Raw genomic sequence first — 24,948 nt, forward strand, 5'->3', positions numbered from 1 at the left:
GCTCCGCTGCTGGCCGTCGCGGGGCTGACCAAGGTCTATCCGACCGGCAAGAAGGCATTGGGCGGCGTCGATGTCGTGATCGACCGGCCGCAGCTCGTCGCGGTGATCGGCTCGTCCGGCGCCGGCAAGAGCACTTTCATCCGCTGCATCAACCGGCTGGTCGAGCCGACGGCTGGCAGCGTCAGGCTCAACGGTGAGGATATCGTCGCGCTCGACCGCAAGGGCCTGCGCGCGGCGCGGCGCCGGATCGGCATGATCTTCCAGGAATACAACCTGGTCGAGCGGCTCAGCGTCATGCAGAACGTGCTCTCGGGGCGGCTCGGCTATACTGGGCTCTTCGCCTCGTTGCGCTACCGCTTCCCGCCCGAGGATATCCAGGCCGCCTTCGCGCTCCTCGACCGTGTCGGGCTCGACGGCTATCACAACCAGCGCGCGGATGCGCTCTCCGGCGGCCAGCGCCAGCGCGTCGGCATCGCGCGCGCCCTGATGCAGCGGCCGGACCTCTTGCTGCTCGACGAGCCGACAGCGAGCCTCGACCCCAAGACCTCGCGCCAGATCATGCGCCTCGTGCGCGAGCTCGTGGCGGAGCGCCAGACTCCGGCAATCATCAATATCCACGACGTCGCGCTCGCCCGCGCCCATGCCGACCGCATCATCGGCATGAAGGACGGGCTGATCGTGTTCGACGCCGAGGCCGCGGCCCTGACCGATGCGGCGCTGACCCGGATCTATGGCGAGGAAGACTGGTCGACCCCGCAGGACGATGACGACGAGGCTCCCGCCGTGCCGGCCGCCGCGACAGCACAGGTCGGCGCGCTGTCATGACGACGGCTGCCGCAGCTTATCCCACTCGCTGGCGGGCGCCGAGCATCTTCGGCAGCCCCGGCCGGCGGCTCGCCTTCTGGGCTCTTGTTGCCGCCTATCTGGTCTGGTCGCTCTCGACGCTCAATGTCGACACGGCCCGCATCCTCGCCGGCCTGCCGCGCGCCTGGACGATCCTGGCGCGGATGGTCCCGCCGGATTTCGGCCGCTGGGAGCTGCTGCTGACCGGCATGGTCGAGAGCGTGCAGATCGCCATTGCCGCGACGATCATCGGCGCGGTGCTGTCGATCCCGATCGGCATCGCGGCTTCGGCAAACCTCTCGCCGCGCCCGCTCTATCTGCTGGCGCGCGGCTTCATCGTCACCGGCCGGACCTTCCACGAGGTCATCATTGCGATCTTCTTCGTGAAACTGTTCGGTTTCGGCCCGGTCGCCGGGCTGCTGACGCTCGCCTTCTCCTCGGCGATCTTCCTCGGCAAGATGCTGGCCGAGGATATCGAGAACATGAAACCCGGCCCGGTCGAGGCGATCCGTGCCACCGGCGCGAGCTTCGGCCAGACCTTCTTCTACGCGGTCGTGCCGCAGGTCTTGGTCAAGACGCTGGGCGTGCTGATCTACCGGCTCGATTCCAATCTCCGGCACTCGACCGTGATCGGCATCGTCGGTGCCGGCGGCATCGGACAGACGCTCTCAGCCTCGTTCTCGCGCTATGATTTCGACTTCGCCAGCGCGATCCTGCTGACGATCGCGGTGATGGTCGCCTTCGGCGAATGGTTCAGCGACTGGGCCCGGCGGAGGCTGAGATGACCGCGCACCCGCTCCCGCAGGACCGCGCGCCGATGCGCCGCTATCCCGACCAGTGGGAACGCTATTCGCTGCGCGAGCGCATCGTGCAGTGGATCTGGCTCGGCGGTATCGCCATCGCTGCGGCCTGGTCGGTCTCGGCGCTCGACATCGAATGGGCCTTCTTCGCCGACGCGCATGAGCAGGCGGCCGACCTGATCTCGCGGATGTGGCCACCGCGCTGGTCCTATCTGCCGCGCATCGTCCAGCCGCTGATCGAGACGCTGCATATCGCGACGCTCGGCACGATGATCGCCATCGTCTTCGCGCTGCCGGTCGCCTTCCTCGCCGCGCGCAACACCACCTACAACCAGGCGACTTGGCTGATCGGCCGGGCCATGCTGGTCTTGTCGCGCTCGATCAATACGGTGATCTGGGGGCTGCTCTTCGTCGCGATCTTCGGGCCGGGACCGGTCGCCGGCATCTGCGCGGTTGCCGCCCGTTCCATCGGCTTCATCGCCAAGCTCGTCGCCGAGGCGATCGAGGAGGTCGATGCCGGCCAGATCGAGGCGGTGGAATCGACCGGAGCCAGCACCTTGCAGGTCTATGGTGTCGCCATCCTCCCGCAGATCCTGCCTGTGCTGATCGGCACCTCGATCTATCGCTGGGACATCAACGTGCGCGAGTCGAGCGTGCTCGGCTTCGTCGGCGCGGGCGGCATCGGGCTCCTGCTCTACGCCTCGATCAACCAGTTCGCCTGGTCGCAGGCGATCGTGATCCTGATCGCCATCCTCGGCATCGTCATCATCAGCGAGGCGCTCTCGGCCTATGTCCGCTCCCGCATTGTCTGAACCGCGGGGCGAGACCGCCTTTCCCGGCGGCCTCTCCGCGCTCGTCGACCGCTATGACGGCTTCCTGCTCGACCAATGGGGCGTGCTGCATGACGGCACGCGGCCCTATCCCGATGCGGTCGCCTGCCTCGAACGCCTGCGGGCTGCGGGCAAGGCCGTGATCATCCTGTCCAATTCCGGCCGGAGCGGCCGCGACAACGAGGCCGTGCTCGCCAGCATGGGCTTTCCCCGCGATCTCTATGATCGCGTCGCTTCGGCGGGTGACGATGCGCGCGAGGCGCTGCTGGAGCGTTCCGAGTCGGCCTATCGCGCTCTCGGCTCGCGCTGCCTGCTGCTGGCGCGGCCGGGCGAGGATCGTCTGGCGGCCGGGCTCGGCCTGACGCTGGTGGAGGCGCCGGAGGCGGCCGATTTCCTGTTCGTGATGAGCATGGACCCCGACACACAGTCGGTCGCAGGATGGAAACCGGTGCTGGAGCAGGCCTTGCGGCGCGGCCTGCCGATGGTCTGCGGCAATCCCGACCGCTACCGTGTCCATGCCGACGGCACGCTTCACGAAGCGCCGGGGCTGGCCGCGCTGATCTACGAGGAGATGGGCGGCACGGTGCATTACCACGGCAAGCCGCATCCGCGGATCTACCGGAGCTGCCTGCGCTATCTCGATCTCCCGGCCGAGCGCCTGCTCGCCATAGGGGATTCGCTGGAGCATGATGTCGCGGGCGCGGCGGGGGCTGGTATCGATGTGGCCTTCATCGCAGGCGGCATCCATCGCGGCGATCTCGACTGGAGCGGAGACGGCGAGGTTGATCCCGAGAGCTGCCGCCGGCTGTTCACGCGCGAGGGCCTGCAGCCGCGCTACGGCCTGTCCTGGTTCGCCTGGGGCTGATCCGAACACGCGGACGTCGATCGGGTTGACGCCGTTCGCATGAAAGCGCGTGGCGCGCGCTGCTTCCGCATCGCAAATTCTCCACGTCAGTCAGAGAAACCATCCTCTTGTAAAATTTCACAACATGTCTACGCTTCCCCTCAACGGGCGCCGATCAAGAGCGCCTTCGTGGAGGAAACCGGGAATGGCGCGCAACGCGGCCCAGCCCCAACAGGCCGAGACGGGCGAGGCGCCGGCGCCGAAGCGGCGCAATCGCGTCAACCTGTTCGAACTCGCCTATGAGCGCATCGAGGCGCTGCTGATCACCTGCGAGCTTCCGCCAGGCCGCCTGCTGTCGCTTCAGGACCTGCAGGATATGACCGGCTATGGCCGCACGCCGGTCCATCACGCCGTCAACCGGCTGGCGACGGACACCCTGATCGTCGTCCGTCCGCGCCATGGCCTTCAGATCGCGCCGATCGATCTGGCGCGGGAGCGTGTGTTGCTGCGCCTGCGGCGCGATCTCGAGCGCTTCGTCATCGGGCTCGCGGCGGAGAGGGCCGGGCCTTCCCATCGTAACCAGCTCCTGCATATCGAGCGCCTGTTGCGCGAGCGCCGGGACAGCCTGAGCCTCGCCGATTTCAACACGCTGGATCGCCGGATCGATGAAACGGTCCTGGCGGCCGCGGCAGAGCCCTTCCTCCAGCATACGCTGCGCCCGCTGCACACGATCTTCCGGCGCATCGGCTTCATCTATCACAGCGCGATGCCGCAGCGGGTGAGCCTGGCGGTGTCGATCGACCATCATATCGCGGTCCTGAACGCCATTGCGGCGCGGCGCGCGGATGAGGCCGTCGCGGCCTCGGACGCGCTGATCGGCTTCGTGGACGGCATGTTCGACGAACTGGAAGCGGCGATCGACCCGTCCCTGCTGGATTGCCGGGTCGAGCCGCTGCTGAAGACCTGACGGAAGGAACCACCGGACCATGCGCATTGTCTTCCACGGCGAGAACGCCGCTTCTTTCAGCCACGGTTTCGCTGAGCTGGTCGGCGACAAGGCCGAGATCAGCCTCCTGCCCGACCATCTCGAAGCCGGGGCGGATCAGCAAGCCTATGCCGAGGCCGAAGTGATCGTCGGCGTGAAGTTCGGTGCCGATCTGCCGCAGCCCGCCGGGCTCAAGCTGTTCCATGTGCCCGGCGCCGGCTACGACATGGTCGATCTTGTGGCGCTCCCGGCATCGGCCGCCGTCTGCAACTGCTTCGGGCACGAGCAGGCGATCGCCGAATACGTGATGGCGGCGCTGCTGACGCGCAACATCCCGCTCGCCGATGCCGACCGGCGCCTGCGGCAGGGCGACTGGGCTTATTGGGCCGGTGCGCCGGAACGCGTTCATGGCGAGATCGCCGGCCAGACTATCGGCCTCCTCGGCTTCGGCCATATCGGCAAGGCGATCGCGGCGCGGGCCAAGGCCTTCGAGATGAAGGTTCATGTCGCCAATCGCAGCGCGGTGCCGTCTTCTGCGCTGGTCGACCGCGCCTTCACGCTCGATGCGCTCGCGGAATTCTGCGCTTCGGTCGATGCCGTGGTCGTTTCCGTGCCGTTCACCGCGGAGACCAAGGGGATTGTCGGCACCGCCGCCTTCGCCGCGATGCGGCCGGGCGCCGTGGTGATCAATGTCGGGCGCGGCCCGACCATCGACGAGCAGGCCCTGTTCGACGCCCTGAAGGCCGGCCGGATCGGCGGGGCGATCATCGACACCTGGTACCGCTACCCCAGCGTTGGGGACAGCAATCCGCTGCCCGCAAATCTGCCTTTCCATGAGCTTTCAAACGTTTTAATGACGCCGCACATGTCCGGGTGGACCAGCGGCACGATCAGCCGCCGGCAGGGGGTCATTGCCGAGAACATCAAGCGCCGCTTCGCCGGCGAACCGCTCGTCAACGTCGTGCGCGCCAGCGCCTGACGCGCCCGGGGCAATCAGGTTCTTCAACAACCGGCCACAAGAAGCCGGGCCAAGACAAGCGGCGCCGCCGCATCAGAGGAGACATCAGGTGAAACTGCTCAAGCATCTCAAGATTGCCGGCATGGCTCTCGCGCTCGGCGCCGGCATGCTCGCCGCCGGCCAGGCCTCGGCCCAGTCGGTGACCGACATCATCAAGCGCGGCTCGGTGAAGATCGGCGTGCTGATCGGCGCGCCGCCCTACGGCTCGGTCGATTCTCAGGGCAATGCCATCGGCTACGATGCAGACGTCATCGCGCTCATCGGCAAGTATCTCGGCGTCAAGGTCGAGATGGTTCAGCTCACCCCGCCGGCCCGCATCCCGGCGCTGGAAGCCAACAAGGTCGACTTCCTCGTCGCCACGCTGGCGCCGACCCCGGAACGCGCCAAGGCGGTGATGTTCTCGATCCCGTACAGCGCCTTCCAGACCGGCGTCTATGCCAAGAAGGGCGTCGCCATCAAGACCTGGGCCGATCTCAAGGGCAAGAAGGTCGGCGTCAACCGCGGCTCCAGCGTCGAGCGCGAGTTCACCAATCGCGAGAAGGAACTGAACCTCACGATCCTGCGCTTCGAGGACGACGCCACCACGATGCAGGCGCTGTTCTCCGGCCAGGTCGAGGCCATCGCCGGCCCGGACGCGCAGGCCAACGCTGCCATGAAGGCGCGCGGCGAGACCGAGACCGAGCTCAAGTTCGTCTTCGGCGTGCAGCCGAACTCGATGACCATGCGCAAGGACGCCTATGAGCTGCGCCAGTGGCTCAACAACTTCATCTACTACGTCAAGCAGAACGGCGAGCTCGACGCCATCGCCCAGAAGTGGGTCGGCAGCCCGCTGCCGCCGCTCCCGACCTTCTGATCCGACGTCGCGATCGGATTTTCCGATCGGATCCGCTGATGTCCCGGCGCGCAAGCTGAGCGCGCCGGAGACCCCTCGTCGACCTTCCCGGACGAAGGAGCGCGCCTTTGCTCTTCCAAGACGTCTTTTCCAAATGGCCGATGATCCTGAACGGGGTCTGGCTCACGATCGTGCTGTCCTTCGTCGCGATCGCGCTCGGCCTCGTGCTGGCGACCGCGCTGACCGCGCTACGCAGCCTCGCGGGCGCATGGGCTGGCTATATCGTCGACGCCTATGTCGAGCTGATGCGCAACACGCCGTTCCTGGTGCAGCTCTTCATGATCTTCTTCGGGCTTCCCCAGATCGGCATCCGCCTCAACGGGCTCGAAGCCTCCCTGCTGGCGATGACGCTCAATCTCGCGGCCTATGCCACCGAGATCATCCGCGCCGGCGTCGACTCCATCCATAAATCGCAGATCGAGGCCGGGCTCGCGCTCGCCATGACCCGGTGGCAGGTACTGAAGCACGTCGTGCTGCAGCCGGCCTTCGCCCGGGTCTGGCCGGCGCTGTCGAGCCAGTTCGTGCTGATGATGCTGGCTTCCAGCATCTGCTCCTTCGTCTCGGTGCAAGAATTGTCGGGCACGGCGGCGATCATCGAGCAGGATACGTTCCGCTCGTTCGAGACCTACATCGTCGTCACCGTGCTCTATCTGGTGATGGCGCTCTCGTTCAAACTCTTCCTGAACTGGCTCGGCCGGAAGCTCTTCCCGCAGGTCTCGGGCCTCGCCCGCCTCACCGAAGCGCATGGGGAGGCCGCCTGATGCAGACCTTCGGTTGGCCAGAGGCCCTCTTCATCCTGCGCTCCGCCGGCTGGACGCTGGCGCTGACTGCGATCGCCTTCTTCATCGGGAGCATCATCGGGGGCGCCTTCGCGATCATGCGCCTGTCGCGGCTGCGCTGGTTGCGCCGCTTCGCATCCGGCTACATTCTGGTGATCCAGTCGATCCCGGTGCTCATGGTGCTGTTCATGAGCTATTACGGGCTCTCGGCGCTCGGCATTGAACTGCCGCCCTTCCTCGCGGCTTCGGCCTCGCTCTCGATCTATGTCTCGGCCTATCTCGCCGAGATCTGGCGCGGTTCGATCGAATCCGTGCCGCGCCAGCAATGGGAGGGCTCGGCCTCGCTGGCGCATACGACGGCGCAGACCTATCGCCATGTCATCCTGCCGCAGGCGGTGCGCATCTCGCTGCCGCCGACGGTCGGCTTCCTCGTCCAGCTCGTGAAGAATACCTCGATCGTGCAGGTCGTGGGCTTCGTCGACCTGATGCGCGCCGGCATGCTGGTCAACAACGCGACCTACCAGGCCTTCCAGATCTTCACGCTGGTCGGGGCGATCTATTTCGCGATCTGCTTCCCGCTCTCCCGGCTCAGCCGCCATCTCGAAAAGGTGATGAATGCCAGCCGTTCTCATTGAAGGCATCCACAAGCGCTTCGGCTCGCTGGAGGTGCTGAAAGGCGTCTCGCTCAGCGTGGATGCCGGGCAGGTCGTGGCGATCATCGGTCGCTCGGGCTCGGGCAAATCGACGCTCCTGCGCTGCATCAACGGTCTCGAGAGCTTCCATGCCGGGAAGATCGAGGTCGCCGGCCACACGATGACCCAGGACCCGACGAAGCTGCGCGAATTGCGCAAGGATGTCGGCATCGTCTTCCAGAGCTACAACCTGTTCCCGCATCTGACGGTGGGGCAGAACATCATGCTCTCGCCGCGCATCACCAAGAACGTGCCGCAGGCGCAGGCCCTGACGCTCGCCAAGGAGGTGCTGGCGCAGGTCGGCCTCTCCGAGAAGTTCGACAGCTACCCGGACAACCTCTCCGGCGGCCAGCAGCAGCGCGTCGCGATCGCCCGTTCACTGGCGATGCAGCCCAAGGTGATGCTGTTCGACGAGGTGACCTCGGCGCTCGATCCGGAACTGACCGGCGAAGTGCTGCTGGTGATGGAGAAGCTCGCCAAGGGCGGCATGACCATGCTGCTGGTGACGCACGAGATGAATTTCGCACGTACCGTGGCGGACACCACCGTCTTCATGCATCAGGGGCTGATCTGGGAGAGCGGACCGTCCAAGGAGCTCTTCGCCAATCCGCAGACGCCGGAGCTCGCCAATTTCGTCAAGGCGGGCGCTCACTGAGCGCCCGTTACTGACACGGCTCGCCCGGTCAGTAGACGGCCGTCGCCTCGACCTCGACCACGAATTCCGGCCGGCTGAAACCGGCGACGACGAGCAGCGTCGAGGCGGGCTTGACCGGGCAATCGGCCAGAGCCTCGTCGCGTGCCTTCATGTAAGCCGGCATGTACCGGCGGTCGGTGACGAAGGCGTTGAGGCGCACGACATTCGCCATCGACAAGCCGCCCTCGCGCAGGATCGCGGCGATGCTCTCGAAGCAGATGCGAGCCTGCTCGCCAGCATCCTCGGGGACGCTGCCGTCCGCGGCCACGCCGAGCTGGCCGGAGGTGACGAGAACGCCCTGCGCCGCCGCCTTCATGCCGTGGGAATACTGCCCGAAGGGCGGGGCGAGCGAAGCGGGCGTGAGCGGCTGTTTCATGAGCTGTTGATCCAGAGGCATATCGGGCGGCTAGTTACCATGCGGGCCGGGTATTAAGCGAGGTGAGCGGGAAGCGCTCGACCTCGCCGAGAAGCTCGACCAGCCGGTCGACGGCGAAATCCAGCGTCGCCTCGCCCTTCGCCGCGGTTGCAAGCGTGGCGTCGCCGCAGGCACCGGCTGGGTTGAGATCCTGCGCCTGCCAGCCCGGCTTGGCGCCGCCGCCGAGAGCGATATGGCGGAACCGATCGTCCCATTCCGTGGTTGCCGGGCGGAAATCCTGGGCCTTCTCCATCACGACATTGGGAGCGTCCAGCGCCAGCATGACCGAGGTCTCCATGTCACCGGCATGGATGCCATGACGCATCTCATGGTCGGAATAGAGCCCCTCTGGCATGCCGAGACCGAACCAGCTCACGCTGAAGACCAGCATGTTGTGCCGCACGCGCAGTTCGCGGGCGACGATGTCCATCGTGCTGATATTGCCGCCATGGCTGTTGAGCAGCACCATCTTGCGCACGCCGGATGCCGCAACGCAGGCGCCGATCTCGCACCACATGGTAATCAGCGTCGCGGCCGAATGGGTCAGCGTGCCCGGATAGCGCGCATGCTCGTTGCTCTTGCCGATCGACTGGCGCGGCAGGAACAGAACCGGGCTCTCCTCCGGCAGCTTGCGGGCGAGGCGCTCGACGACGCCGCCGACCACGGCGGCATCGACCGAGAGCGGCAGATGCGGACCGTGCTGCTCGGTGGCGCCGACCGGCAGGACGGCGATCAGCTTGCCGTGGTCGAGCTGCGAGAAGGCCTCGCTGGTATAGTCGGACCAGTAGCGTTTCACGGCTTTCTCCTCAGCGGGCGTAGAGCTTGTCGAGCCGCACCACGCGCCCGACCAGCCAGAGCGTCACGACGGTCGCGACGATCAGCAGGGCCGAGATGGCATGGGCGGTGGGTTCGAGCGTGGTCGCTTCCGAATAGATCCGGACCGGCAGCGTGGTCATGCGCGCGGTGGTCAGGAAGCTCGTGACGGTGACCTCGCCGAAGCTCATCAGGAAGCCGATGACGCCGGCCGCGAACAGGCCGGGCGCCAGCGCGGGCAGCGTCACCATCAGGAAGCGCCGGACCGGGCCGGCACCGAGGCTGTCCGCCGCCTCCTCCTGCGCCCGGTCGAGCGCCTGCACCGAGGTGGTGAGCAGCGCGATGACGAAGGGCAGGACGATGACGACATGGATGCCGACGAGGCCGAGGAAGGCGGGGATCGCGACATAGACCTGCAGCAGCTTGAGCATGCCGACGCCGATGACGATCTGCGGCAGCGAAAGCGGCAGGAGCCAGAAGGCGAGCAGCGCGCTGCGCCCCGCGAAAGGATAACGGGCAAGCGCGAAGGCGGCCGGCGTCGCCAGCGCCAGCGCGACCAGCACCGAGACCACGGCGAGCTGGAGCGAGACCAGGAAGGAGGCGGTATAGGAGCCGCCGAACAGAACCTGCTCGTACCATTTCCAGGTGAAGCCGCGGAAGCCGGCGGCTGTCGCCAGGGGCACGTCGTTGACGCTTTGGACGACGACGAGGCCGAGCGGCAGCAGCAGCAGACCGATGCTCGCCGTCAGCAGCAGCCGCGACAGGGTGGGGCCGAGCGTTTCGGCCAGCGTGACGAACCAGCCGGGCAGGGAGACGGGCTCGCCCGGCTTGCCAGCGCGCCAGGGCATTGCACGGTTGAGTCCCCATGTGCAGAGCCCGGCGAAGATCAGGCCGGTCAGGGTGACGACGATCGCCAGCGCCGAGGCGAGCGGAGCATTGAGATTGGCGACTGCCTCCTGCATCACCAGCATGCCGATGGTCATGACCTTCTTGCCGCCGAGCAGCGTCGCCGAGACATAGGCCGTGGTCGACATCAGGAAGACGATGACGGTGCCCGAACGCAGGCCGGGCAGGGAGAGCGGCAGGTCGACGGTGAGGAAGCGTATGGCTGGACCGGCGCCGAGGCTCTCGGCGGCCTCGTGGACGCGCGGCGAGGTACTCTGCATGGTGTCGTAGAGCGCAATCACCATGAAGGGCATGAAGACCTGTGCCAGTCCGACGACGACCGCGCCATGGGTGAACAGCATCCGGGTGGCGGTCGGCAGGCCGACGAGCCGGAGCGCGCTGTTGATCAGCCCGTCCGGCGAGAGCAGCAGCATGACGCCGAGCGAGCGCACCACGACATTGGTCAGGAGCGGAATGAGGATGACGGCGAAGGCGAGGGCGCGCCACTGCACCGGCATCCGCGCCAGCCAGTAGGCGAGGGGATAGCCGAGCACTGCCGAGATCGCCGTGGTGGCGAGGCCGATCAGGATGGTTTCGCTGAGAACCTGGAAGTAGAAGCCGTCCCCGGCGATCTCGGTGAACTGCGCCAGCGACAGCGGCTGGATCAACGGCGCGAACGGGTCGCCACCGGCCTGGAGCGAGAGCAGGATCACCACCGCCAGCGGAGCGGCGAAGGCGAGCAGCAACCAGAGCGTGACCGGCGCGGAGAGCGCCGGTCCTTTCCAGCCGGTCATCCGGCGATCTCGCGGTCGATCTTGCGCTGCCAGGCCGCGCGATTGGCGTTGATATAGGCCCAGTCGAAATCGACCATCTTGGCGATGTCGTCGCCGGCGAGCACCTTGCCCTTGAGGTCGGCGGGAATGGTGATGTTTCGCACGGTCGGCGAGTAGTAGATCTCGCGGGCGAAGGCGAGCATGCAGGGCTCGGACAGGTGGAGGTTGATCCACTCCTCGGCCAGGACCTGGTTGCGGGTGCCCTCGGTGATGCAGCCGACATTCATCGAGATGGCCTGGCCCTCGACGGGGTCGGCGATGACGATGTTGGGGTTCTTGGTCTCGGCATATTTGCGGGTGAAGGACGCGAATTCGACGCCGATATCGCAGATACCCTGGTCGAACATGTCGTAGAGCTGGACTTGGCTCGAATGGATCGCGGCGAAAGGTTTGAGCTGCTTCACCTTCTGGATCACCATGTCGAAATCCTTCTCGGTGCCGCCGAAGGTCCGCGCCGTCATCATCAGCGCGGCGATGCCTTCGGTGCCGAGACCTTCGGGCCAGCTCACGCGGCCTTTCCACTCGTCGTTCCAGATATCCTTCCAGGAGGTGACCGGCTTCTTCGCCTTGCGGCCGTCATAGACGATGGTGCAGGGATTGAAGGCCACGCCGTAGCCGCCGATCTTGGCGGGTTCGTAGAGATGCTCGTATTGCGGCACGGCCTTGCTCGGGGCCTGCGTGACCTTGGCCTGCAGCGCCTCGCGGCTTTCGTAGATGTTGAGATAGATCACGTCGAAGCTCGGCCGGCCGCGTTCGGCATAGGCACGGGCGCGCCGCTCCAGCGTGTTGCCGAGGACATAGCTGACCTTGCAGCCGTATTTTTCGACAAGCGGCTTCTCGACATGCTCGCGCACGATGCGCTCCTGCGCGCCGCCCCAGATGCCGACGACGAGCTCGTCGCCCTTCTTGGGCTGGGCGCGGACCGGCGTAATGAAATGCACGGGCGCGGCGAGGCCGGCGCCGAGCACCAGCTTGTTGAAGGTCCTGCGGGAAGGCGTCACGGCTGGCACTCCTGTCAGATGAAGGTGGCGCCGCCGGGCAGCGCGATGACGCTGCCGGGAGCGCCCACGGGCGGGGGCGGGATATCGGAAGGCAGGATCAGGCGGATGGTGCCGGCCTCGCTCGCGAGGTCGACCTCGAAGCTCTCGCCGAGATAGGCGACCGACGCGATCGTGCCGGAGACGCGCAAGGGGCCTTGCGGCTTGTCCGAGAGGCGCAGGCGCGAGGCGCGCAGGACGAGGCGCCCGACGCCGTTCGGGGCGAGCTCGCAGGTCAGCCCCGGCGCATGGAACAGGCCGTTCTTCGTGCTTCCCGCAATCACGGTGCGGGCACCGAGGAAGCTGGCCGAGAATTCCGAGGTCGGTGCGTCGCAGAGCTGGCGCGGCGTGCCGAGCTCGCGGATGACGCCTTTCTCCATTACCGCGACGCGGTCCGACATGGCCAGCGCCTCCTGCTGGTCATGGGTGACGAAGATGGTGGTGATACCCAGGCGCTGCTGCAGCGAGCGGATCTCGTTGCGCATGTCGGCGCGCAGGTTGGCGTCGAGATTGGAGAGAGGTTCGTCGAGCAGCAATACCTCGGGCTCTACCACGAGTGCGCGGGCGAGCGCGACGCGCTGCTGCTGGCCGCCGGAGAGCTGGGAGGGATAGCGCTCGGCGAAGCCACCGAGCCCGACCGTCTCCATCGCAGCCCGTGCCCGCTCGCGCCAAACCTGCTTCGGCAGGCGGCGCATCCTGAGGCCGAAGCCGATATTGTCGAGCACGGTCAGGTGAGGGAACAGCGCATAGGACTGGAAGACCACGCCGATATTGCGCTGGTAGGGCTTGCGATGCGTGATGTCGCGGCCGGCCAGCAGCACGCGACCGCCCGTCGTCGGCACGAAGCCGGCGATCATGCGCAGTGTCGTCGACTTGCCGCAGCCGGAGGGGCCGAGCAGGGAGAGAAGCTCGCCCTTGCCGATCTCAAGCGAGAGCCGGTCGACCGCGAGCGCGCCGCCATAGCTGGCGCTGAGGGAATCGAGTGTGAGGTAGCCGGAAGCGGCCGTCATCGGCCTGCCTCGTCACGGCCGGTTTCGATCAGCAGTTGGCTCGGCATGGTCCCCGTCCCGTCCGTGGCCATCTGGATGTCCAGATCCAGCCACTATGGAGCGTAGCCGGCACAACAGGAAGCTTATGGCGGATTATGGTCGGTATATCGCCAGGCTTATCCTGCGGGCATCGCCTCGCGGCGCGGCACCTCATAGGCGATGCCGTGCAAGGCGTGGTCGAAGCGCCTCGCCTCCTGCCGGATCAGGTTGCGCAGCCATTGGTTGGGCCGGCTGGCGTGAGCGCGCTCGTGCCATTGCATGTAGAGCTGCATCTCGCCGAACTCGCGTGGTGCAGGCACGACCGTGAGTTCGCCGAAACCCGCTGTCTCGGCGATGTAGTCGGCATAGGGCTTGGCGGTGCTGAAGACGAGATCGGTCCGGCGCAGCAATTGTGGAATCTGGGCGTATTCGGGCACGGTGACGCCGACGCGCCGGCGCAGGCCCAGTTGCGCCAGCGGCGCGTCGATCGGGCTGTAGGCGGCATTGGCGATAGGTGTCGGCGAGACATGGTCGTGCTTCATGTATTCGCCGAGATCGATCCGGGACAGGCGGGCGAGCGGATGGTCCTTCCGCATCACGCAGGCGATGCTGCAATGGAGCAGAGTGCTGGAGCGCAGATTGCCGGGTGGGGCGAGCCAGCTCCCGATGACGAGGTCGGTCCGTTCGCCGAGTTCGCCGGCAAGGTCCGTGCGCTCGGTCGGTGCGAAGAAGTCGACCGAGATGCCGGGCGCCTCGGCACGGATGCTGGCAACCACCGCCGGAATCAGGAAGGCGCCGAAACAATTCATGGTGGCGACGCGCAGGCGCAGTTCCGCGCTCGCGGGGTCGAAATCCCGGCCGGCTTCCGTGGCTTCGGTGAGCTGGCCGAGCACGGCTTCCAGCAATGCCTGGATTTCGCGGCCGCGCTCGGTCGTGACCCAGCGCTGGCCGGAGCGGACGAGGAGCGGGTCGCTGAACACGGCGCGCGCCCGCTTGAGGTTGAGGCTCACCGCCGGCTGGCTGTGGCCGAGCAGCGCCGCCACCCGCGAGACGTTGCGCTCCTTCAGCAGGAGATAGGTCGCGCGCAGCAGGCGGACATCGATATTCGGATCAAGGCCCTGATACATCGGGGGCGTTCCTTCCGGGCCGGCAAGCCCAGGCGGAACCTAGCGTCCGCCACGGCCCTGCGGAAGCCATGCAGGCGCCGGGGGCGCTCTGCTTCGGGCGGGAGCGGCGCAGCGCTTCAGAGCGTCTGCGTGACCTTGCGCAGATGCGGTGGGCGGTCGGGGTCGAGCCCACGTGCGGCCGCGAGCGCAGCGATGCCACCGTAGAAGGCGCGGGCCTGCAGCAGGGGCATCAGTGCGGCCGGGCTCTCGGCCGGCACAGGCAGGGCGATACCGGGAGCAGCGCCGGAACCGGCATAGGCGACCTCCACGCCGAGCGCGGCGAAGCTGCGCGCAACCGAGAGCGTGCTCTCGCTGCCTTCATCGGCCGGATCGAGCACCAGCGCCGGAAAGCCCGGCCCGACCAGTGCCATGGGCCCATGCAGCACCTCGGCGGCGCTGAAGGCTTCGGCATGGATGCGGCAGGTCTCCTTGAACTTCAGCGCCATCTCCTGGGCGATGCCGAGGCCCAGCCCACGGCCGATGACATAGAGGCTCGTCGCGTCCTTGAGGCGCAGCAGGAAGGGCGACCAGTCGCAGAGCCCGGCCTGCCTGAGGAGCTCGGGCGACCTCACCAGCGTATCCGCAAGGCCTCGCTCGCTGCTCCAGACCGCGGCGAGATGGAGGAGCGCGATGCCGGTGGCGAGGAAGCTCTTGGTCGCGGCGACGCTGGTCTCGGGACCGGCACCGAGCGGCAAGGCAACATCCACCAGTTCGGCCAGCGGCGATTGCATGTCGTTGATCAGGCCGATTGTCAGCGCGCCGCCGCGCTTGGCCGTTTCGGTCAGTTGCAGCGCATCGGGGCTGAGGCCGGATTGCGAGGCAGCGATGAAGACGGCTCCGGAGAGGTCGAGCTCCTCGCGATAGACCGAGGCGAGGCTGGGGCCGAGCGAGGCGACTGGCAGGCCGAGCGTCCGCTCCAGCAGATATTTGCCATAGGTCATGGCGTGGTCGGAGGAGCCGCGGGCACAGGTCGCGATGAAGGCGGGCCTGCGCCGGCGCAAGCGTTCGCCGAGCTCGACCATCGCGCCGGCATTGGCCGAGATCTGGCGGGCGGCGACGTCGGCAGCTTCCGCCGCCTCGCGGGTGAGAAGGGCTTCAGGCATCGATCCGGTCATGGCTGCACAGCAGGTCCCGGCTCATGGCATCGACATCGGCACGGTCGAGCCGCGTTCCGGCTCCGCCGACCGAACGCACGGAGAGAGTGCCGCAGACGACGCCTTCCGCCAAGGCCTGTTCGGGCGAGCGCGCTGCAAGCCAGGCGGCGAGGAATCCGGCATTGAAGGCATCGCCGGCTCCGGTCGTATCGATCACCGGTCCGCCTTCGGGCGCCGGTATGGAAAAGGCGGTGTTGCGCCGGAACAGGCGCGCGCCGTTGCCGCCGTCCTTGACCACCACGACAGGGAAGTGGCCGGCGAGGCGGCTGCCGGCTTCATCGAGATCGTCGCTACGCGCTATGGCGATCGCCTCGGCGGCGTTGGGCAGGAAGATATCGGCACCGGCAGCACGCTCGATCAGGTCTGGCCGGCGGATCCAGTCGTCGTCCCAACTCGGATCGAGCGAGACGGTGAGGCCGGCGCGCTTTGCCCTGCCGATCAGGTCAGGAACCTCGGCAAGCGTCGCGAATTCGGCGATGTGGAGATGGCGCGCGGCGGGGTCGGCGAGGGCCGCGTCGAGCGTGGCCGGGCGGGCGCTGCCGGCGCGCCGCGACAGGAAGGCGCGCTCGCCGTCCTGCACCATGACGACGGTTGGCTGCGGGCCGGCCTCAGGCGCATGTTCGAGCCAGCGAAGATCGACGCCGCTTTCCGCCAGCGCAGACGCCAGCGTGCCGGAAAGCGGGTCCGTGCCGATGCGGGCGAGCAGGCCGGCTCGCGTGCCGAGCGCAGCGAGATGGGCGGCCGTGATGAAGCCGCCGCCACCCGGCACGATCGCGACGGTTTCGGCGAAACGTTCCTCGCCGAGGCATGGCATCGCGTCGAGCCCTCGGAAGACGATGTCGCAGTAGAGCCGGCCGATGCTGAGGACGAGGTCGCGCCCGGCGCTCATAGGGCGCGCTCGGTCGCCGCATCGAACAGGCGAAGAGCGTCGATGCCGGCGCCAAGGCGGACCTCGTGGCTAACGACCGGCGGCGCCTTGGCCGAGGCCGAGGCGAGGATCAATCCATCGCCATGCTCGACATGGACGAAGGTTTCGGACCCCAGCGGCTCGACAACCGCGACCTTGCCGGTGAGGACGAGATCGGCGTTTTCGCCGGACGCGAGCACGCGCAGCTCCTGCGGGCGGACGCCGACCAGAACCTCCATGGGAAGCGGGGCCGGGCGGGACGGCAGGGCGATGGCATTGCCTGCCAGCTCCAGCGTCGGCTTTCCATCGACAATGCTCGTCTTGGCCGGCAGGATGTTCATCGTCGGAGAGCCGATGAAGCGGGCGGTGAAGACGTCGGCCGGCTTCTCGTAGAGCTCCATCGGCGCGCCGACCTGGAGGATGCGGCCGTCGCGCATCACCACGATGCGGTCGGCCAGCGTCATCGCCTCGACCTGGTCATGCGTGACGAAGACGATCGTGCGGCGGAGGCGCTGGTGCAGGCGCTTGATTTCCAGGCGCATCTGGGCGCGCAATTGCGCGTCGAGATTGGAGAGCGGCTCGTCGAACAGGAAGGCGGCGGGGTCGCGCACCATGGCGCGGCCGATGGCGACGCGCTGGCGCTGGCCACCCGACAATGCCGAGGGCTTGCGTTCGAGCAGCGGTTCCAAGCCGAGGATGCGAGCGGTCTCCTCGATCCGGCGGCGCTTCTCGGCCTTGTCGAGCTTCGCCGTATAGAGGCCGAAGCCGATATTCTCCGCGACGCTCATATGCGGGTAGATTGCGTAGTTCTGGAACACCATCGCGATGTTCCGCTCCTTCGGCTCCAGCCGGTTCACCGGCCGGTCGGCGATGGTGATGGTGCCGCCGTCGATCTCCTCCAGCCCCGCGATCATGCGTAGCGTCGTCGACTTGCCGCAGCCGGAAGGGCCGACGAAGACGACGAATTCGCCGTCTGCGATCGCGAGGTCGATGCCATGGACGACCTGCGTCTTGCCGTAGCGCTTGACCAGCCCCTGAAGCTCGATACCCGCCATCAGGCCGCTCCCATCAGATCCGCGAAGGCGGCGTCGAGTTCATGGCGCGCGGAAGCCTCGCGGGCAGCGGTGGCAGTCGCGGCGAGGCCGGCGGCCACCAGTACGCCGCGGTAACCGGCGAAGGCGGCGGCAAGGGCCTGCGGCCCCGGACCGCCGAAGCGCTCGCGCACCGCGACGAAATGCTCGGGCGAGACGGCCTCGGCAAAGGCGGCTTCGTTCAATTGCGGTTCGCGGCCGGCATGCTGGCGGAATGCCTTGCGGAAGGGGGCGTAGCCGTCGCGCGGCAGGTCGCCATCGGCGGCGACCACGGCGCGCGCGACATCGGCCGCGATCTCATGGGCGGTGCGGAAGGAGAGGCCTTCCGAACGGACCAGCGTATCGGCCAGCTCGGTGATGGTGATGCAGGAGCGGCGGATGTTCTCGGCGACGCGGCGCCCGTCGACCTGCAATGCCGGCAGCAGGGCGGCGAGCAGGCTCAGCACGCGCTCGCCCGTCGCGAAGGCCTGATAGCCGGCTTCGTTGGTTTCACTCTCGGCGTCGTTCATGTCTGTGAAGGGCGTGTTGTGGACGATGTCCCTGACCATCCGCGCGCGTGCCATCGCCTGCGATGACAGGTGGCGCAGATGCTCGATCGGCACCGGATTGCGCTTCTGCGGCATGATCGAAGAGATCTGCACGAAGGCATTGGGCACATAGAGCTGGCCGACCTCGAAAGCGGTCCAGACCTGCAGATCCTGGATCAGACGGCCGAGATGCAGGAAGACGAGCTCGACCGCGCTATAGGTCGCGGTGAGGTAGTCGATGGCGGCGATGCAGCCATAGGAATTCTGGAGGGGCGCCGCGAAGCCGAGCAGATGCGCGACGCGAGTACGGTCCAGCGGGAAGCCCGAGGTGGTGATCGCGGCGGCACCCATCGGCGACAGGTCGAGCAGGGCACGGGCCTGCACCAGGCGCTCATGGTCGCGCAGCATCACCTCGACCGCGGCAGAGAGGTAATGGCCGAAGGTGGTCGGCTGGGCCGGCTGCCCATGGGTATAGGCGACGATCAGCGTTGCCTTCTCGTGCTCGGCGAGGTCAAGGGTCGCGGTGATCAGTGCTCGCAGCAGGCCGGCCATATGGTCGAGCCGCGGCTTGAGCGCGAGCTTGAACAGGGTGTGGTCGATATCGTTGCGCGAGCGGCCGGTATGGAGGCGCCCGGCATCGTCGGCCGGCAGGCGCTTCTTCAGCTCGGCCTCGATCAGGAAGAAATAGTCCTCGACCGTGCCGTCATAGCTCAGCTTGGCCGGGTCGATCTCGGCATCGATCGCGTCGAGCGCCCGGGCGATGCGGCCGGCAGTCGCGCGGGGCAGGATTCCGGTCTCCGCGAGCATGACGAGATGGGCGCGGTCGATGGCGCGGAAGCTCTGGACGTGATGCGTCTTCGCCCCGTCGAAGAGCGGGCGCAGCACGGTCTCCTTGTAGACGGGATCGGGGAAAACGGACGTGTCGTTCGCGCGGGGATCGGTTTTCGTCATGGCAATCAGCCCTTGAGGCCGGCGAGGACCACGCCGCGCACGATATAGCGCTGGAGCAGCAGGAAGACGGTCAGCGTCGGCAGGGTCGCGAGCGCCGCGCCCGTCATGATCAATTCCCACTGGACCTGCGATTCCACCGCGAAGCTCGTGAGGCCGACCGGCAAGGTGTAGAGCTCCTTCGATGTCGTCACGATCAGCGGCCAGATGAAGGCAGTCCAGTTGCTGAGGAAGGTGAAGATCGCCAGCGCCGAGAGGGCCGGCGTCACCAGCGGCATGGCGATGCGCCAGAAGATCGCGAACTCGTTGAGGCCGTCGATGCGTGCGGCTTCGAGAAAGTCGTTCGGCACGGTCTCGAAGAACTGCTTCATGAGGAAGGTGCCGAAGGCCGTCATCATGCCGGGGAACATGATGCCCCAGTAGCTGTCGAGCCAACCGAAGTTCTTGGCCATGACATACCAGGGGATGACCAGCATCTCGGTCGGGATCATCAGCGTCGAGAGGATGGCGATAAAGACGAGGTAGCGGCCGCGGAACTGGAATTTCGCCAGGGTGTAGCCGACGAGGCTGTCGAAGAAGACGTTCGAGAGCGTGACTGCGACCGCGATGCCGAAGGAATTGGCGAACCAGCGCAGGAAGCGGCCGTCCGAAAGCACGGTCACGTAGTTGGCGAGCGTCGGATGGGCCGGGAAGAAGGCGAGATCGTAGATCTCGGAGGAATCCTTCAATGAGGTCGCGAACATGAAGGCGAGCGGCGTCACCATCAGCAGGCCGCCGCCGAAGAGCAGCAGCCAGGCGATGATGCGGCCGGGCTCGATACGCAGGGCCAGAGGGGAGGCGACGGCGCTCATCAGCGGTCCTTCAGCAGCCGGAGCTGCAGCAGCGAGACCACGAGCAGCACGAGGAAGAGCACGACGGTCTGGGCCGCGGCATAGCCCATGTCGAAGGAGGAGAACGCCGTCTGGTAGATCATCAGCACGAGCGGCTTGGTCGCGTTCAGTGGCCCGCCGGGGTCGCTGCTCGTCTGGCTGGTCATGTTGTAGACCTGATCGAAGATCCGCAGGAACCCGATCGAGGAGAAGACGACGAGGAAGACGATCGTCGGCTTGAGCAGCGGCAGGGTGATGCGCCGCAGGATCGTCCCGTTCGAGACGCCGTCGATACGGGCCGCCTCGTAATAGGTCGTCGGAATCGCGCGCAGACCCGCCATGAAGATCACGACCTGGAAGCCGAGCCCGGCCCAGATCGCCGGCGCGAGCACGGCGGGCAGCGATTGCGTGGTCGAGCGCAGGAAAGGCTGCTGGGCGATGCCGAGCCCGGCGAGCAGGTTGTTGAACAGGCCGATCGGGACCGGCTGGTAGAACCAGCGCCAGACCCAGGCCATCGCCGCGGCGGTCGTCAGGAAGGGCAGGAAATACAGCGCCCGGATCAAGCCGTGCAGGAAGCGCACCCGGTCGAGATGATAGGCGATGGTGAAGGCGAGCAGCAGGCTGATCGGCGTGCCCAGCAGCAGGTAGAGTGCGGTGTTGCGGAAGACCTGCCAGAACACGGGATCTGCCATCAGTCGTTTGAAATTGGCCAGTCCGATGAAGGAGGGCTTGGTCAGCAGGTTCCAGTTGGTTGTGGCGATCCAGAAGGCTTCCAGCGTCGGATAGAAGCGCACCACCGCATAGAACAGCACCGGCACGGCCAGGAAGGACCAGGCCCAGAGGACCTGCTTCTGGCGCATGCCGAGGCCCGACGGGAGGTGGGCGCCGGACCGTGCATCGACACGAGACGAAGAGGCGTTCATCGCGACAATCCGATCCGGCGCCCGGTCCACATCACTTCTTGTAGAAGCGGTCGAGGATGGGCTGCTCGGCCTTGGCGGCCTCGTCGAGCGCGGCCTTGGCGTCCTGGTTCTGCAGCAGCACGCGGTTGATCATGTCGAGCGAGACCTGGCGCTGGGCCAACTCGTCGACGAAGACCGTGGCGTGCGAATAGTTCAGCGCCTTGAGGAAGGGCCCGTAGACCGGGTGGTTCAGGTTCTTCTCGGTCTCGGCCGCTTCCTTGCGCGCCGGCAATTCGCCGACAGTCTCGAGCCAGAGCTGCATCGCCTCGGGCGTGGTGACGAAGGCGAGGAACTTCTTGGCCGCCTCCAGCTTCGGGCCGGTCGGCTTGGTGGTGATGGCGTTGACCCAGTAGCTGGCGAAATTCGCCGTCTTGCCATCGGCCGAGGCGGGGAGCTCGGCAACGCCCCATTCGAAGGCCTTGATGCCGCCGAAGGCGCCGAGGCGGAAGGAGCCGTCGATCGTCATCGCGGCGCGGCCGGCGCGGAAGGCTGCCTGGCCCTCGTCCATGAAGCCGACCTGGCCGACCTTGTGGGTCCGCTGGAGATCGGCATACCAGTTCAGCGACTTGGCGCCCGCCTCGCTGTTATAGGTCACGGTCTTGTTGTCGTCGCTATAGGGCGCGCCGCCGTTCTGGCGCAGAAGCGTCTCGCGCCACCAGTGATAGTCCTGGCCGGGGAAGTCGAGCGTGATACCGGCGGAGAGCATGTTGCCGGCGCCGTCGCGCTTGGTCGTCTTCTTGGCGAAGTCGAGCAGTTCGTCCACGGTCTTCGGCGGCTTGTTCGGGTCGAGCCCGGCCTCCTGGAAGAGCTTCTTGTTGTAGAACAGCGCGAGCGAGCGCACCGCCGTCGGCAGCGCGTAATACTCGCCGTCGCGCTTCATCGCCGAGACGATCGGGTAGAATTCCTTCTCGATCATGGCGGGTGGGAAGGCGTCGCGCGGCAGCGGCTGGATGAACTTGGCGCCGACAAAATTGTCGAGCCAGCCATAGAAGAGCTGCACGACATCCGGGCCCTGGCCGGCCGGCATCGCCGCGGCGATCTTGGTCTGGTAGTCGGCATAGGGGAAGGTCGTCTGCTTGACCTTGATGTTCGGGTTGGCGGCCTCGAAGCGCTTGATCAACTCGGTCATCGCCTTGACGCGCGCGTCGAAGACATACTGCCAGTATTCGATTTCGACGGTCTGCGCCTTCGCGCCGGCGACCGCGCCGACCGAGACCATCAGACCCAACAGCATCCCGCGTAAGCCGCGCATGACCCTCTCCCCTGATTTCGTTGTCCCCCATCCCTGTCGGTGAACGGCATTCGGGAGGCTTGCACGCATCGTCATCTCGCCGGCCCGCAACTGTCAATCTATTAATTCACTTGAGTTGGATTAATTGCCGGAGCAGGCTGTCCGCCCGTTCCTTCGCGACAGCCTATGCCGAACCGTCCCATCCCCCCGTCCCGCAGCGTCGCCGTCGGCACCAATCCCGAGCGGACGCGCAGCCATAACCGCCGGGTGGTGCTGGAAACCGTGCGCCAGCATGGGAGGTTGGGCCGCTCCGACATCGCGGTGTTGACCAAGCTTACGGCGCAGGCGGTCTCCAACATCGTCGCCGAACTGGTCGAGGAGGGCTTCCTCATCGAACTCGGCCGGCGCCGGACGGCGCGGGGCCAGCCGCCGGTCGAATTCGCCGTCAATCCCGAGGGCGGGATGACGGCGGGCATGGAAATCGCGGCCGATCACGTCACCACCGTCCTCGTCGACCTCGCCGGGCGGATCAGGGCGCAGCGCATCGCGCCTCTTGCGGATACGACTGTCGCGGGCGTGCAGAAGACAGCCGCGGCTGAGCTGGCAGCGGTCAGGCGCGAGGCCGGCCTGCCCAAGCGCCTGCTCGGCTGCGGCGTGGTAATGCCCGGCCCGTTCGAGATCGAGGGCATGAATTCGGTCGGCAACTCACCCTTGCCGGGCTGGGCCGGGCAGGATGCGGCGCAGTTGCTGCAGGACGCCCTGAACACGCCTGTGGTGATCGAGAACGACGCCAATGCGGCGGCGGTGGGCGAGCATCTCCACGGGCTCGGCCGCAACCTGCGCCATTTCTGCCAGATCTATTTCGGCGCGGGCCTGGGCCTCGGCGTCATTGTCGCCGGCCAGCCTTATCGCGGCGCCTTCGGAAATGCCGGTGAGATCGGCCATATTCCGGTCGTGCGCGACGGCCGCGCCTGCGCCTGCGGCGGGCATGGTTGCCTCGAACGCTACGCTTCCTTCCATGCGCTGGCGGAGACGTTGCGCGAGGCCGGGATCGGAGGCGCCGAGCCCGAGGAGATCGCGAGCCTGCACGCGCAGGGCCATCCCGCCCTTTCCGGCTGGATCGCGGAGGCGGCCGGACTGCTGGCGCCGGTCGTGACGATGCTGGAGAACCTGTTCGATCCCGAAACCGTCATCCTCGGCGGTGAGATGCCGGATACGGTGATCGACGCGCTGATCGCGGCGATGGCGCCGCTGCCGATTTCGGTGGCGAACCGGCCGGGGCGGGCGATCCCGCGCGTCCAGCGCGGCGGGACCGGGCGCCTGACGGCGGCACTCGGCGCCGCGGCGCTGCCACTGCTCGACACGATGACGCCGAAGCTCGATCGCGTGAGCCTCACGCCGGAAGCGTCAATCTCCGAGTAAGCGCGTCGGGCCGCCGTCAGTACGAGCGCGGCATGCCCAGTACATGCTCGGCGAGATAGGACAGGATCAGGTTCGTGGAGATCGGTGCGACCTGATAGAGCCGCGTCTCCCTGAACTTGCGCTCGACATCGTATTCCTCGGCAAAGCCGAAGCCGCCATGGGTCTGCACGCAGGCATTGGCCGCCTCGAAGGAGGCATCCGCCGCCAGCATCTTGGCCATGTTGGCCTCGGCGCCGGGATTGGCGCCGGCCTCGTATAGGCGGATCGCCTCGCGCACCATCAGTTCGGCTGCGCGCATGTTGGCGTAGGCCTTGGCGATCGGGAACTGGATGCCCTGGTTCTGGCCGATCGGGCGACCGAAGACATGGCGTTCCTTCGCGTAGGTCGAGGCCTTGTCGATGAACCACTTGGCGTCGCCGACGCATTCGGCGGCGATCAGGATGCGCTCGGCATTCATGCCGGAGAGGATGTAGCGGAAGCCCTTGCCCTCCTCGCCGACGAGGTTTTCGGCAGGGACCTTCACATTGTCGAAGAAGACCTCGGTGGTGGCGTGGTTCATCATCGTGCGGATCGGCCGGATGGTCAGGCCGTCCTTCAGTGCATCGCGCATGTCGAGGATGAAGACCGAAAGCCCGTCGGTGCGCTTGGCGACCTGATCGCGCGGCGTGGTGCGCGCGAGCAGCAGCATCAGGTCCGACTGGGCGGCGCGGCTCGTCCAGATCTTCTGGCCATTGACGACGTAATGGTCGCCCTCGCGGCGGGCGGTGGTCCTGAGCGCGGTGGTATCGGTGCCGCTGGTCGGCTCGGTGACGCCGAAGGCCTGAAGGCGTAGTTCGCCGGAGGCGATCTTCGGCAGGTAGCGTTGCTTCTGGTCCTCGGTGCCGTGGCGCAGTACGGTGCCCATCACATACATCTGGGCGTGGCAGGCCGCGCCGTTGCAGCCCTGACGCTGGATCTCCTCCATGATGACGGCCGCCGCCGAGAGCGCGAGGCCGGCCCCGCCATAGTCCTCGGGGATCAGCGCCGAGAGGAAGCCGCTTTCGGTCAGCGCCGCCACGAATTCGGCGGGGTAGGTCATCTCGCGGTCGAGCTTGCGCCAGTACTCGCCGGGAAAATCCGCGCAGAGCCTGGCGACGGCGTCGCGGATTTCGGAGTGGTCGGAAGCGTGCTGCATGCTGGTCTCAAGGCTGTCGTCAGGCGATGACCCTATGCCAGCGTTGGGAGGTTGGGCACCCATGTTCCCGCCTTCCCGGATGGCCGCAGGCGCGACTATGCGCCTGCGG

25 protein-coding genes are annotated in these 24,948 nt (G+C 66.9%); 11 read left to right on the forward strand and 14 right to left on the reverse strand.

All coding sequences use genetic code 11. The features are described from left to right. Window positions 1-6: 6 nt before the first annotated feature. From phnC to Q9235_RS14080, 10 genes are all read left to right on the forward strand, one after another. Window positions 7-825, forward strand: coding sequence for a phosphonate ABC transporter ATP-binding protein (gene phnC / locus Q9235_RS14035; protein ID WP_306228266.1), 819 nt, complete (start codon window positions 7-9; stop codon window positions 823-825). Then, window positions 822-1,628, forward strand: a complete 807-nt coding sequence (gene phnE, locus Q9235_RS14040) for a phosphonate ABC transporter, permease protein PhnE (protein ID WP_306222391.1) — start codon at window positions 822-824, stop codon at window positions 1,626-1,628. The genes phnC and phnE (Q9235_RS14040) overlap by 4 nt, the downstream gene beginning before the upstream one ends. After that, complete coding sequence (gene phnE, locus Q9235_RS14045; protein WP_306222392.1) at window positions 1,625-2,455, forward strand: phosphonate ABC transporter, permease protein PhnE; 831 nt, start codon at window positions 1,625-1,627, stop codon at window positions 2,453-2,455. Before phnE (Q9235_RS14040) ends, phnE (Q9235_RS14045) begins: the two co-directional genes overlap by 4 nt. Next, a complete protein-coding gene (locus tag Q9235_RS14050) occupies window positions 2,433-3,338 on the forward strand; it encodes a TIGR01459 family HAD-type hydrolase (RefSeq protein ID WP_306222393.1) in 906 nt (301 codons plus the stop codon). The genes phnE (Q9235_RS14045) and Q9235_RS14050 overlap by 23 nt, the downstream gene beginning before the upstream one ends. Before the next feature lie 184 nt (window positions 3,339-3,522). Further along, window positions 3,523-4,284: a GntR family transcriptional regulator gene (locus Q9235_RS14055; RefSeq protein WP_306228269.1), complete on the forward strand. Its 762-nt coding sequence runs from the start codon at window positions 3,523-3,525 to the stop codon at window positions 4,282-4,284. A gap of 19 nt (window positions 4,285-4,303) precedes the next feature. Then, entirely contained in the window at window positions 4,304-5,281 is a 978-nt protein-coding gene (locus Q9235_RS14060; protein WP_306222394.1) for a 2-hydroxyacid dehydrogenase, read from the forward strand. 88 nt (window positions 5,282-5,369) lie between these two features. Beyond that, a complete protein-coding gene (locus Q9235_RS14065) occupies window positions 5,370-6,173 on the forward strand; it encodes a transporter substrate-binding domain-containing protein (protein ID WP_422678190.1) in 804 nt (267 codons plus the stop codon). A gap of 140 nt (window positions 6,174-6,313) precedes the next feature. Further along, window positions 6,314-6,973, forward strand: coding sequence for an amino acid ABC transporter permease (locus Q9235_RS14070; RefSeq protein WP_422678375.1), 660 nt, complete (start codon window positions 6,314-6,316; stop codon window positions 6,971-6,973). Next, window positions 6,973-7,626, forward strand: a complete 654-nt coding sequence (locus Q9235_RS14075) for an amino acid ABC transporter permease (protein WP_306222396.1) — start codon at window positions 6,973-6,975, stop codon at window positions 7,624-7,626. Before Q9235_RS14070 ends, Q9235_RS14075 begins: the two co-directional genes overlap by 1 nt. Continuing rightward, entirely contained in the window at window positions 7,607-8,338 is a 732-nt protein-coding gene (locus Q9235_RS14080; protein ID WP_306222397.1) for an amino acid ABC transporter ATP-binding protein, read from the forward strand. Before Q9235_RS14075 ends, Q9235_RS14080 begins: the two co-directional genes overlap by 20 nt. A gap of 28 nt (window positions 8,339-8,366) precedes the next feature. Here Q9235_RS14080 and Q9235_RS14085 read toward each other — a convergent pair whose 3' ends face one another. From Q9235_RS14085 to Q9235_RS14145, 13 genes are all read right to left on the reverse strand, one after another. Next, window positions 8,367-8,753 carry a RidA family protein gene (locus tag Q9235_RS14085; protein WP_306222398.1) on the reverse strand — a complete coding sequence of 129 codons (387 nt, stop codon included), beginning with the start codon at window positions 8,751-8,753 and terminating at the stop codon, window positions 8,367-8,369. Window positions 8,754-8,787: 34 nt separating this feature from the next. Then, entirely contained in the window at window positions 8,788-9,588 is an 801-nt protein-coding gene (locus Q9235_RS14090) for a creatininase family protein (protein ID WP_306222399.1), read from the reverse strand. A 10-nt stretch (window positions 9,589-9,598) separates the two neighbouring features. After that, window positions 9,599-11,284, reverse strand: a complete 1,686-nt coding sequence (locus Q9235_RS14095; RefSeq protein ID WP_306222400.1) for an ABC transporter permease subunit — start codon at window positions 11,282-11,284, stop codon at window positions 9,599-9,601. After that, window positions 11,281-12,324 carry an ABC transporter substrate-binding protein gene (locus Q9235_RS14100; protein ID WP_306222401.1) on the reverse strand — a complete coding sequence of 348 codons (1,044 nt, stop codon included), beginning with the start codon at window positions 12,322-12,324 and terminating at the stop codon, window positions 11,281-11,283. Before Q9235_RS14100 ends, Q9235_RS14095 begins: the two co-directional genes overlap by 4 nt. A gap of 14 nt (window positions 12,325-12,338) precedes the next feature. Then, complete coding sequence (locus tag Q9235_RS14105; RefSeq protein ID WP_306222402.1) at window positions 12,339-13,370, reverse strand: ABC transporter ATP-binding protein; 1,032 nt, start codon at window positions 13,368-13,370, stop codon at window positions 12,339-12,341. Between the two features lie 155 nt (window positions 13,371-13,525). Then, complete coding sequence (locus Q9235_RS14110) at window positions 13,526-14,515, reverse strand: LysR family transcriptional regulator (protein WP_306222403.1); 990 nt, start codon at window positions 14,513-14,515, stop codon at window positions 13,526-13,528. A gap of 116 nt (window positions 14,516-14,631) precedes the next feature. After that, on the reverse strand, window positions 14,632-15,657 hold the full coding sequence (locus Q9235_RS14115; protein WP_306222404.1) for an SIS domain-containing protein: 1,026 nt from the start codon (window positions 15,655-15,657) through the stop codon (window positions 14,632-14,634). Beyond that, on the reverse strand, window positions 15,650-16,597 hold the full coding sequence (locus Q9235_RS14120; protein WP_306222405.1) for a carbohydrate kinase family protein: 948 nt from the start codon (window positions 16,595-16,597) through the stop codon (window positions 15,650-15,652). Before Q9235_RS14120 ends, Q9235_RS14115 begins: the two co-directional genes overlap by 8 nt. Continuing rightward, on the reverse strand, window positions 16,594-17,670 hold the full coding sequence (locus tag Q9235_RS14125; protein WP_306222406.1) for an ABC transporter ATP-binding protein: 1,077 nt from the start codon (window positions 17,668-17,670) through the stop codon (window positions 16,594-16,596). Before Q9235_RS14125 ends, Q9235_RS14120 begins: the two co-directional genes overlap by 4 nt. Next, window positions 17,670-19,184, reverse strand: coding sequence for an argininosuccinate lyase (gene argH, locus Q9235_RS14130; RefSeq protein WP_306222407.1), 1,515 nt, complete (start codon window positions 19,182-19,184; stop codon window positions 17,670-17,672). Before argH ends, Q9235_RS14125 begins: the two co-directional genes overlap by 1 nt. A 5-nt stretch (window positions 19,185-19,189) precedes the next feature. After that, entirely contained in the window at window positions 19,190-20,032 is an 843-nt protein-coding gene (locus Q9235_RS14135) for a carbohydrate ABC transporter permease (RefSeq protein WP_306222408.1), read from the reverse strand. Next, window positions 20,032-20,973, reverse strand: coding sequence for a carbohydrate ABC transporter permease (locus Q9235_RS14140; RefSeq protein ID WP_306222409.1), 942 nt, complete (start codon window positions 20,971-20,973; stop codon window positions 20,032-20,034). The genes Q9235_RS14135 and Q9235_RS14140 overlap by 1 nt, the downstream gene beginning before the upstream one ends. 31 nt (window positions 20,974-21,004) lie before the next feature. Next, window positions 21,005-22,264, reverse strand: coding sequence for an extracellular solute-binding protein (locus Q9235_RS14145; protein ID WP_306222410.1), 1,260 nt, complete (start codon window positions 22,262-22,264; stop codon window positions 21,005-21,007). A gap of 165 nt (window positions 22,265-22,429) precedes the next feature. Between Q9235_RS14145 and Q9235_RS14150 the strand changes: the two genes are divergently transcribed. Continuing rightward, window positions 22,430-23,665 carry an ROK family protein gene (locus tag Q9235_RS14150; protein WP_306222411.1) on the forward strand — a complete coding sequence of 412 codons (1,236 nt, stop codon included), beginning with the start codon at window positions 22,430-22,432 and terminating at the stop codon, window positions 23,663-23,665. 16 nt (window positions 23,666-23,681) lie between these two features. Here Q9235_RS14150 and Q9235_RS14155 read toward each other — a convergent pair whose 3' ends face one another. Next, window positions 23,682-24,839, reverse strand: coding sequence for an acyl-CoA dehydrogenase family protein (locus Q9235_RS14155; protein WP_306222412.1), 1,158 nt, complete (start codon window positions 24,837-24,839; stop codon window positions 23,682-23,684). Window positions 24,840-24,948 lie beyond the last annotated feature (109 nt).

The sequence above is a fragment of the Bosea beijingensis genome, from assembly GCF_030758975.1.
Lineage (GTDB): Bacteria > Pseudomonadota > Alphaproteobacteria > Rhizobiales > Beijerinckiaceae > Allobosea > Allobosea beijingensis.

Bases quoted from the DNA above. Each gene is read 5' to 3' on its own strand.
- phnE (WP_306222391.1), top strand. From the start codon at position 822: ATGACGACGGCTGCCGCAGCTTATCCCACTCGCTGGCGGGCGCCGAGC.
- phnE (WP_306222392.1), top strand. From the start codon at position 1,625: ATGACCGCGCACCCGCTCCCGCAGGACCGCGCGCCGATGCGCCGCTAT.
- Q9235_RS14050 (WP_306222393.1), top strand. From the start codon at position 2,433: ATGTCCGCTCCCGCATTGTCTGAACCGCGGGGCGAGACCGCCTTTCCC.
- Q9235_RS14055 (WP_306228269.1), top strand. From the start codon at position 3,523: ATGGCGCGCAACGCGGCCCAGCCCCAACAGGCCGAGACGGGCGAGGCG.
- Q9235_RS14060 (WP_306222394.1), top strand. From the start codon at position 4,304: ATGCGCATTGTCTTCCACGGCGAGAACGCCGCTTCTTTCAGCCACGGT.
- Q9235_RS14070 (WP_422678375.1), top strand. From the start codon at position 6,314: ATGATCCTGAACGGGGTCTGGCTCACGATCGTGCTGTCCTTCGTCGCG.
- Q9235_RS14075 (WP_306222396.1), top strand. From the start codon at position 6,973: ATGCAGACCTTCGGTTGGCCAGAGGCCCTCTTCATCCTGCGCTCCGCC.
- Q9235_RS14080 (WP_306222397.1), top strand. From the start codon at position 7,607: ATGCCAGCCGTTCTCATTGAAGGCATCCACAAGCGCTTCGGCTCGCTG.
- Q9235_RS14085 (WP_306222398.1), bottom strand. From the start codon at position 8,753: ATGAAACAGCCGCTCACGCCCGCTTCGCTCGCCCCGCCCTTCGGGCAG.
- Q9235_RS14095 (WP_306222400.1), bottom strand. From the start codon at position 11,284: ATGACCGGCTGGAAAGGACCGGCGCTCTCCGCGCCGGTCACGCTCTGG.
- Q9235_RS14105 (WP_306222402.1), bottom strand. From the start codon at position 13,370: ATGACGGCCGCTTCCGGCTACCTCACACTCGATTCCCTCAGCGCCAGC.
- Q9235_RS14110 (WP_306222403.1), bottom strand. From the start codon at position 14,515: ATGTATCAGGGCCTTGATCCGAATATCGATGTCCGCCTGCTGCGCGCG.
- Q9235_RS14115 (WP_306222404.1), bottom strand. From the start codon at position 15,657: ATGCCTGAAGCCCTTCTCACCCGCGAGGCGGCGGAAGCTGCCGACGTC.
- Q9235_RS14120 (WP_306222405.1), bottom strand. From the start codon at position 16,597: ATGAGCGCCGGGCGCGACCTCGTCCTCAGCATCGGCCGGCTCTACTGC.
- Q9235_RS14125 (WP_306222406.1), bottom strand. From the start codon at position 17,670: ATGGCGGGTATCGAGCTTCAGGGGCTGGTCAAGCGCTACGGCAAGACG.
- argH (WP_306222407.1), bottom strand. From the start codon at position 19,184: ATGACGAAAACCGATCCCCGCGCGAACGACACGTCCGTTTTCCCCGAT.
- Q9235_RS14135 (WP_306222408.1), bottom strand. From the start codon at position 20,032: ATGAGCGCCGTCGCCTCCCCTCTGGCCCTGCGTATCGAGCCCGGCCGC.
- Q9235_RS14140 (WP_306222409.1), bottom strand. From the start codon at position 20,973: ATGAACGCCTCTTCGTCTCGTGTCGATGCACGGTCCGGCGCCCACCTC.
- Q9235_RS14145 (WP_306222410.1), bottom strand. From the start codon at position 22,264: ATGCGCGGCTTACGCGGGATGCTGTTGGGTCTGATGGTCTCGGTCGGC.
- Q9235_RS14150 (WP_306222411.1), top strand. From the start codon at position 22,430: ATGCCGAACCGTCCCATCCCCCCGTCCCGCAGCGTCGCCGTCGGCACC.
- Q9235_RS14155 (WP_306222412.1), bottom strand. From the start codon at position 24,839: ATGCAGCACGCTTCCGACCACTCCGAAATCCGCGACGCCGTCGCCAGG.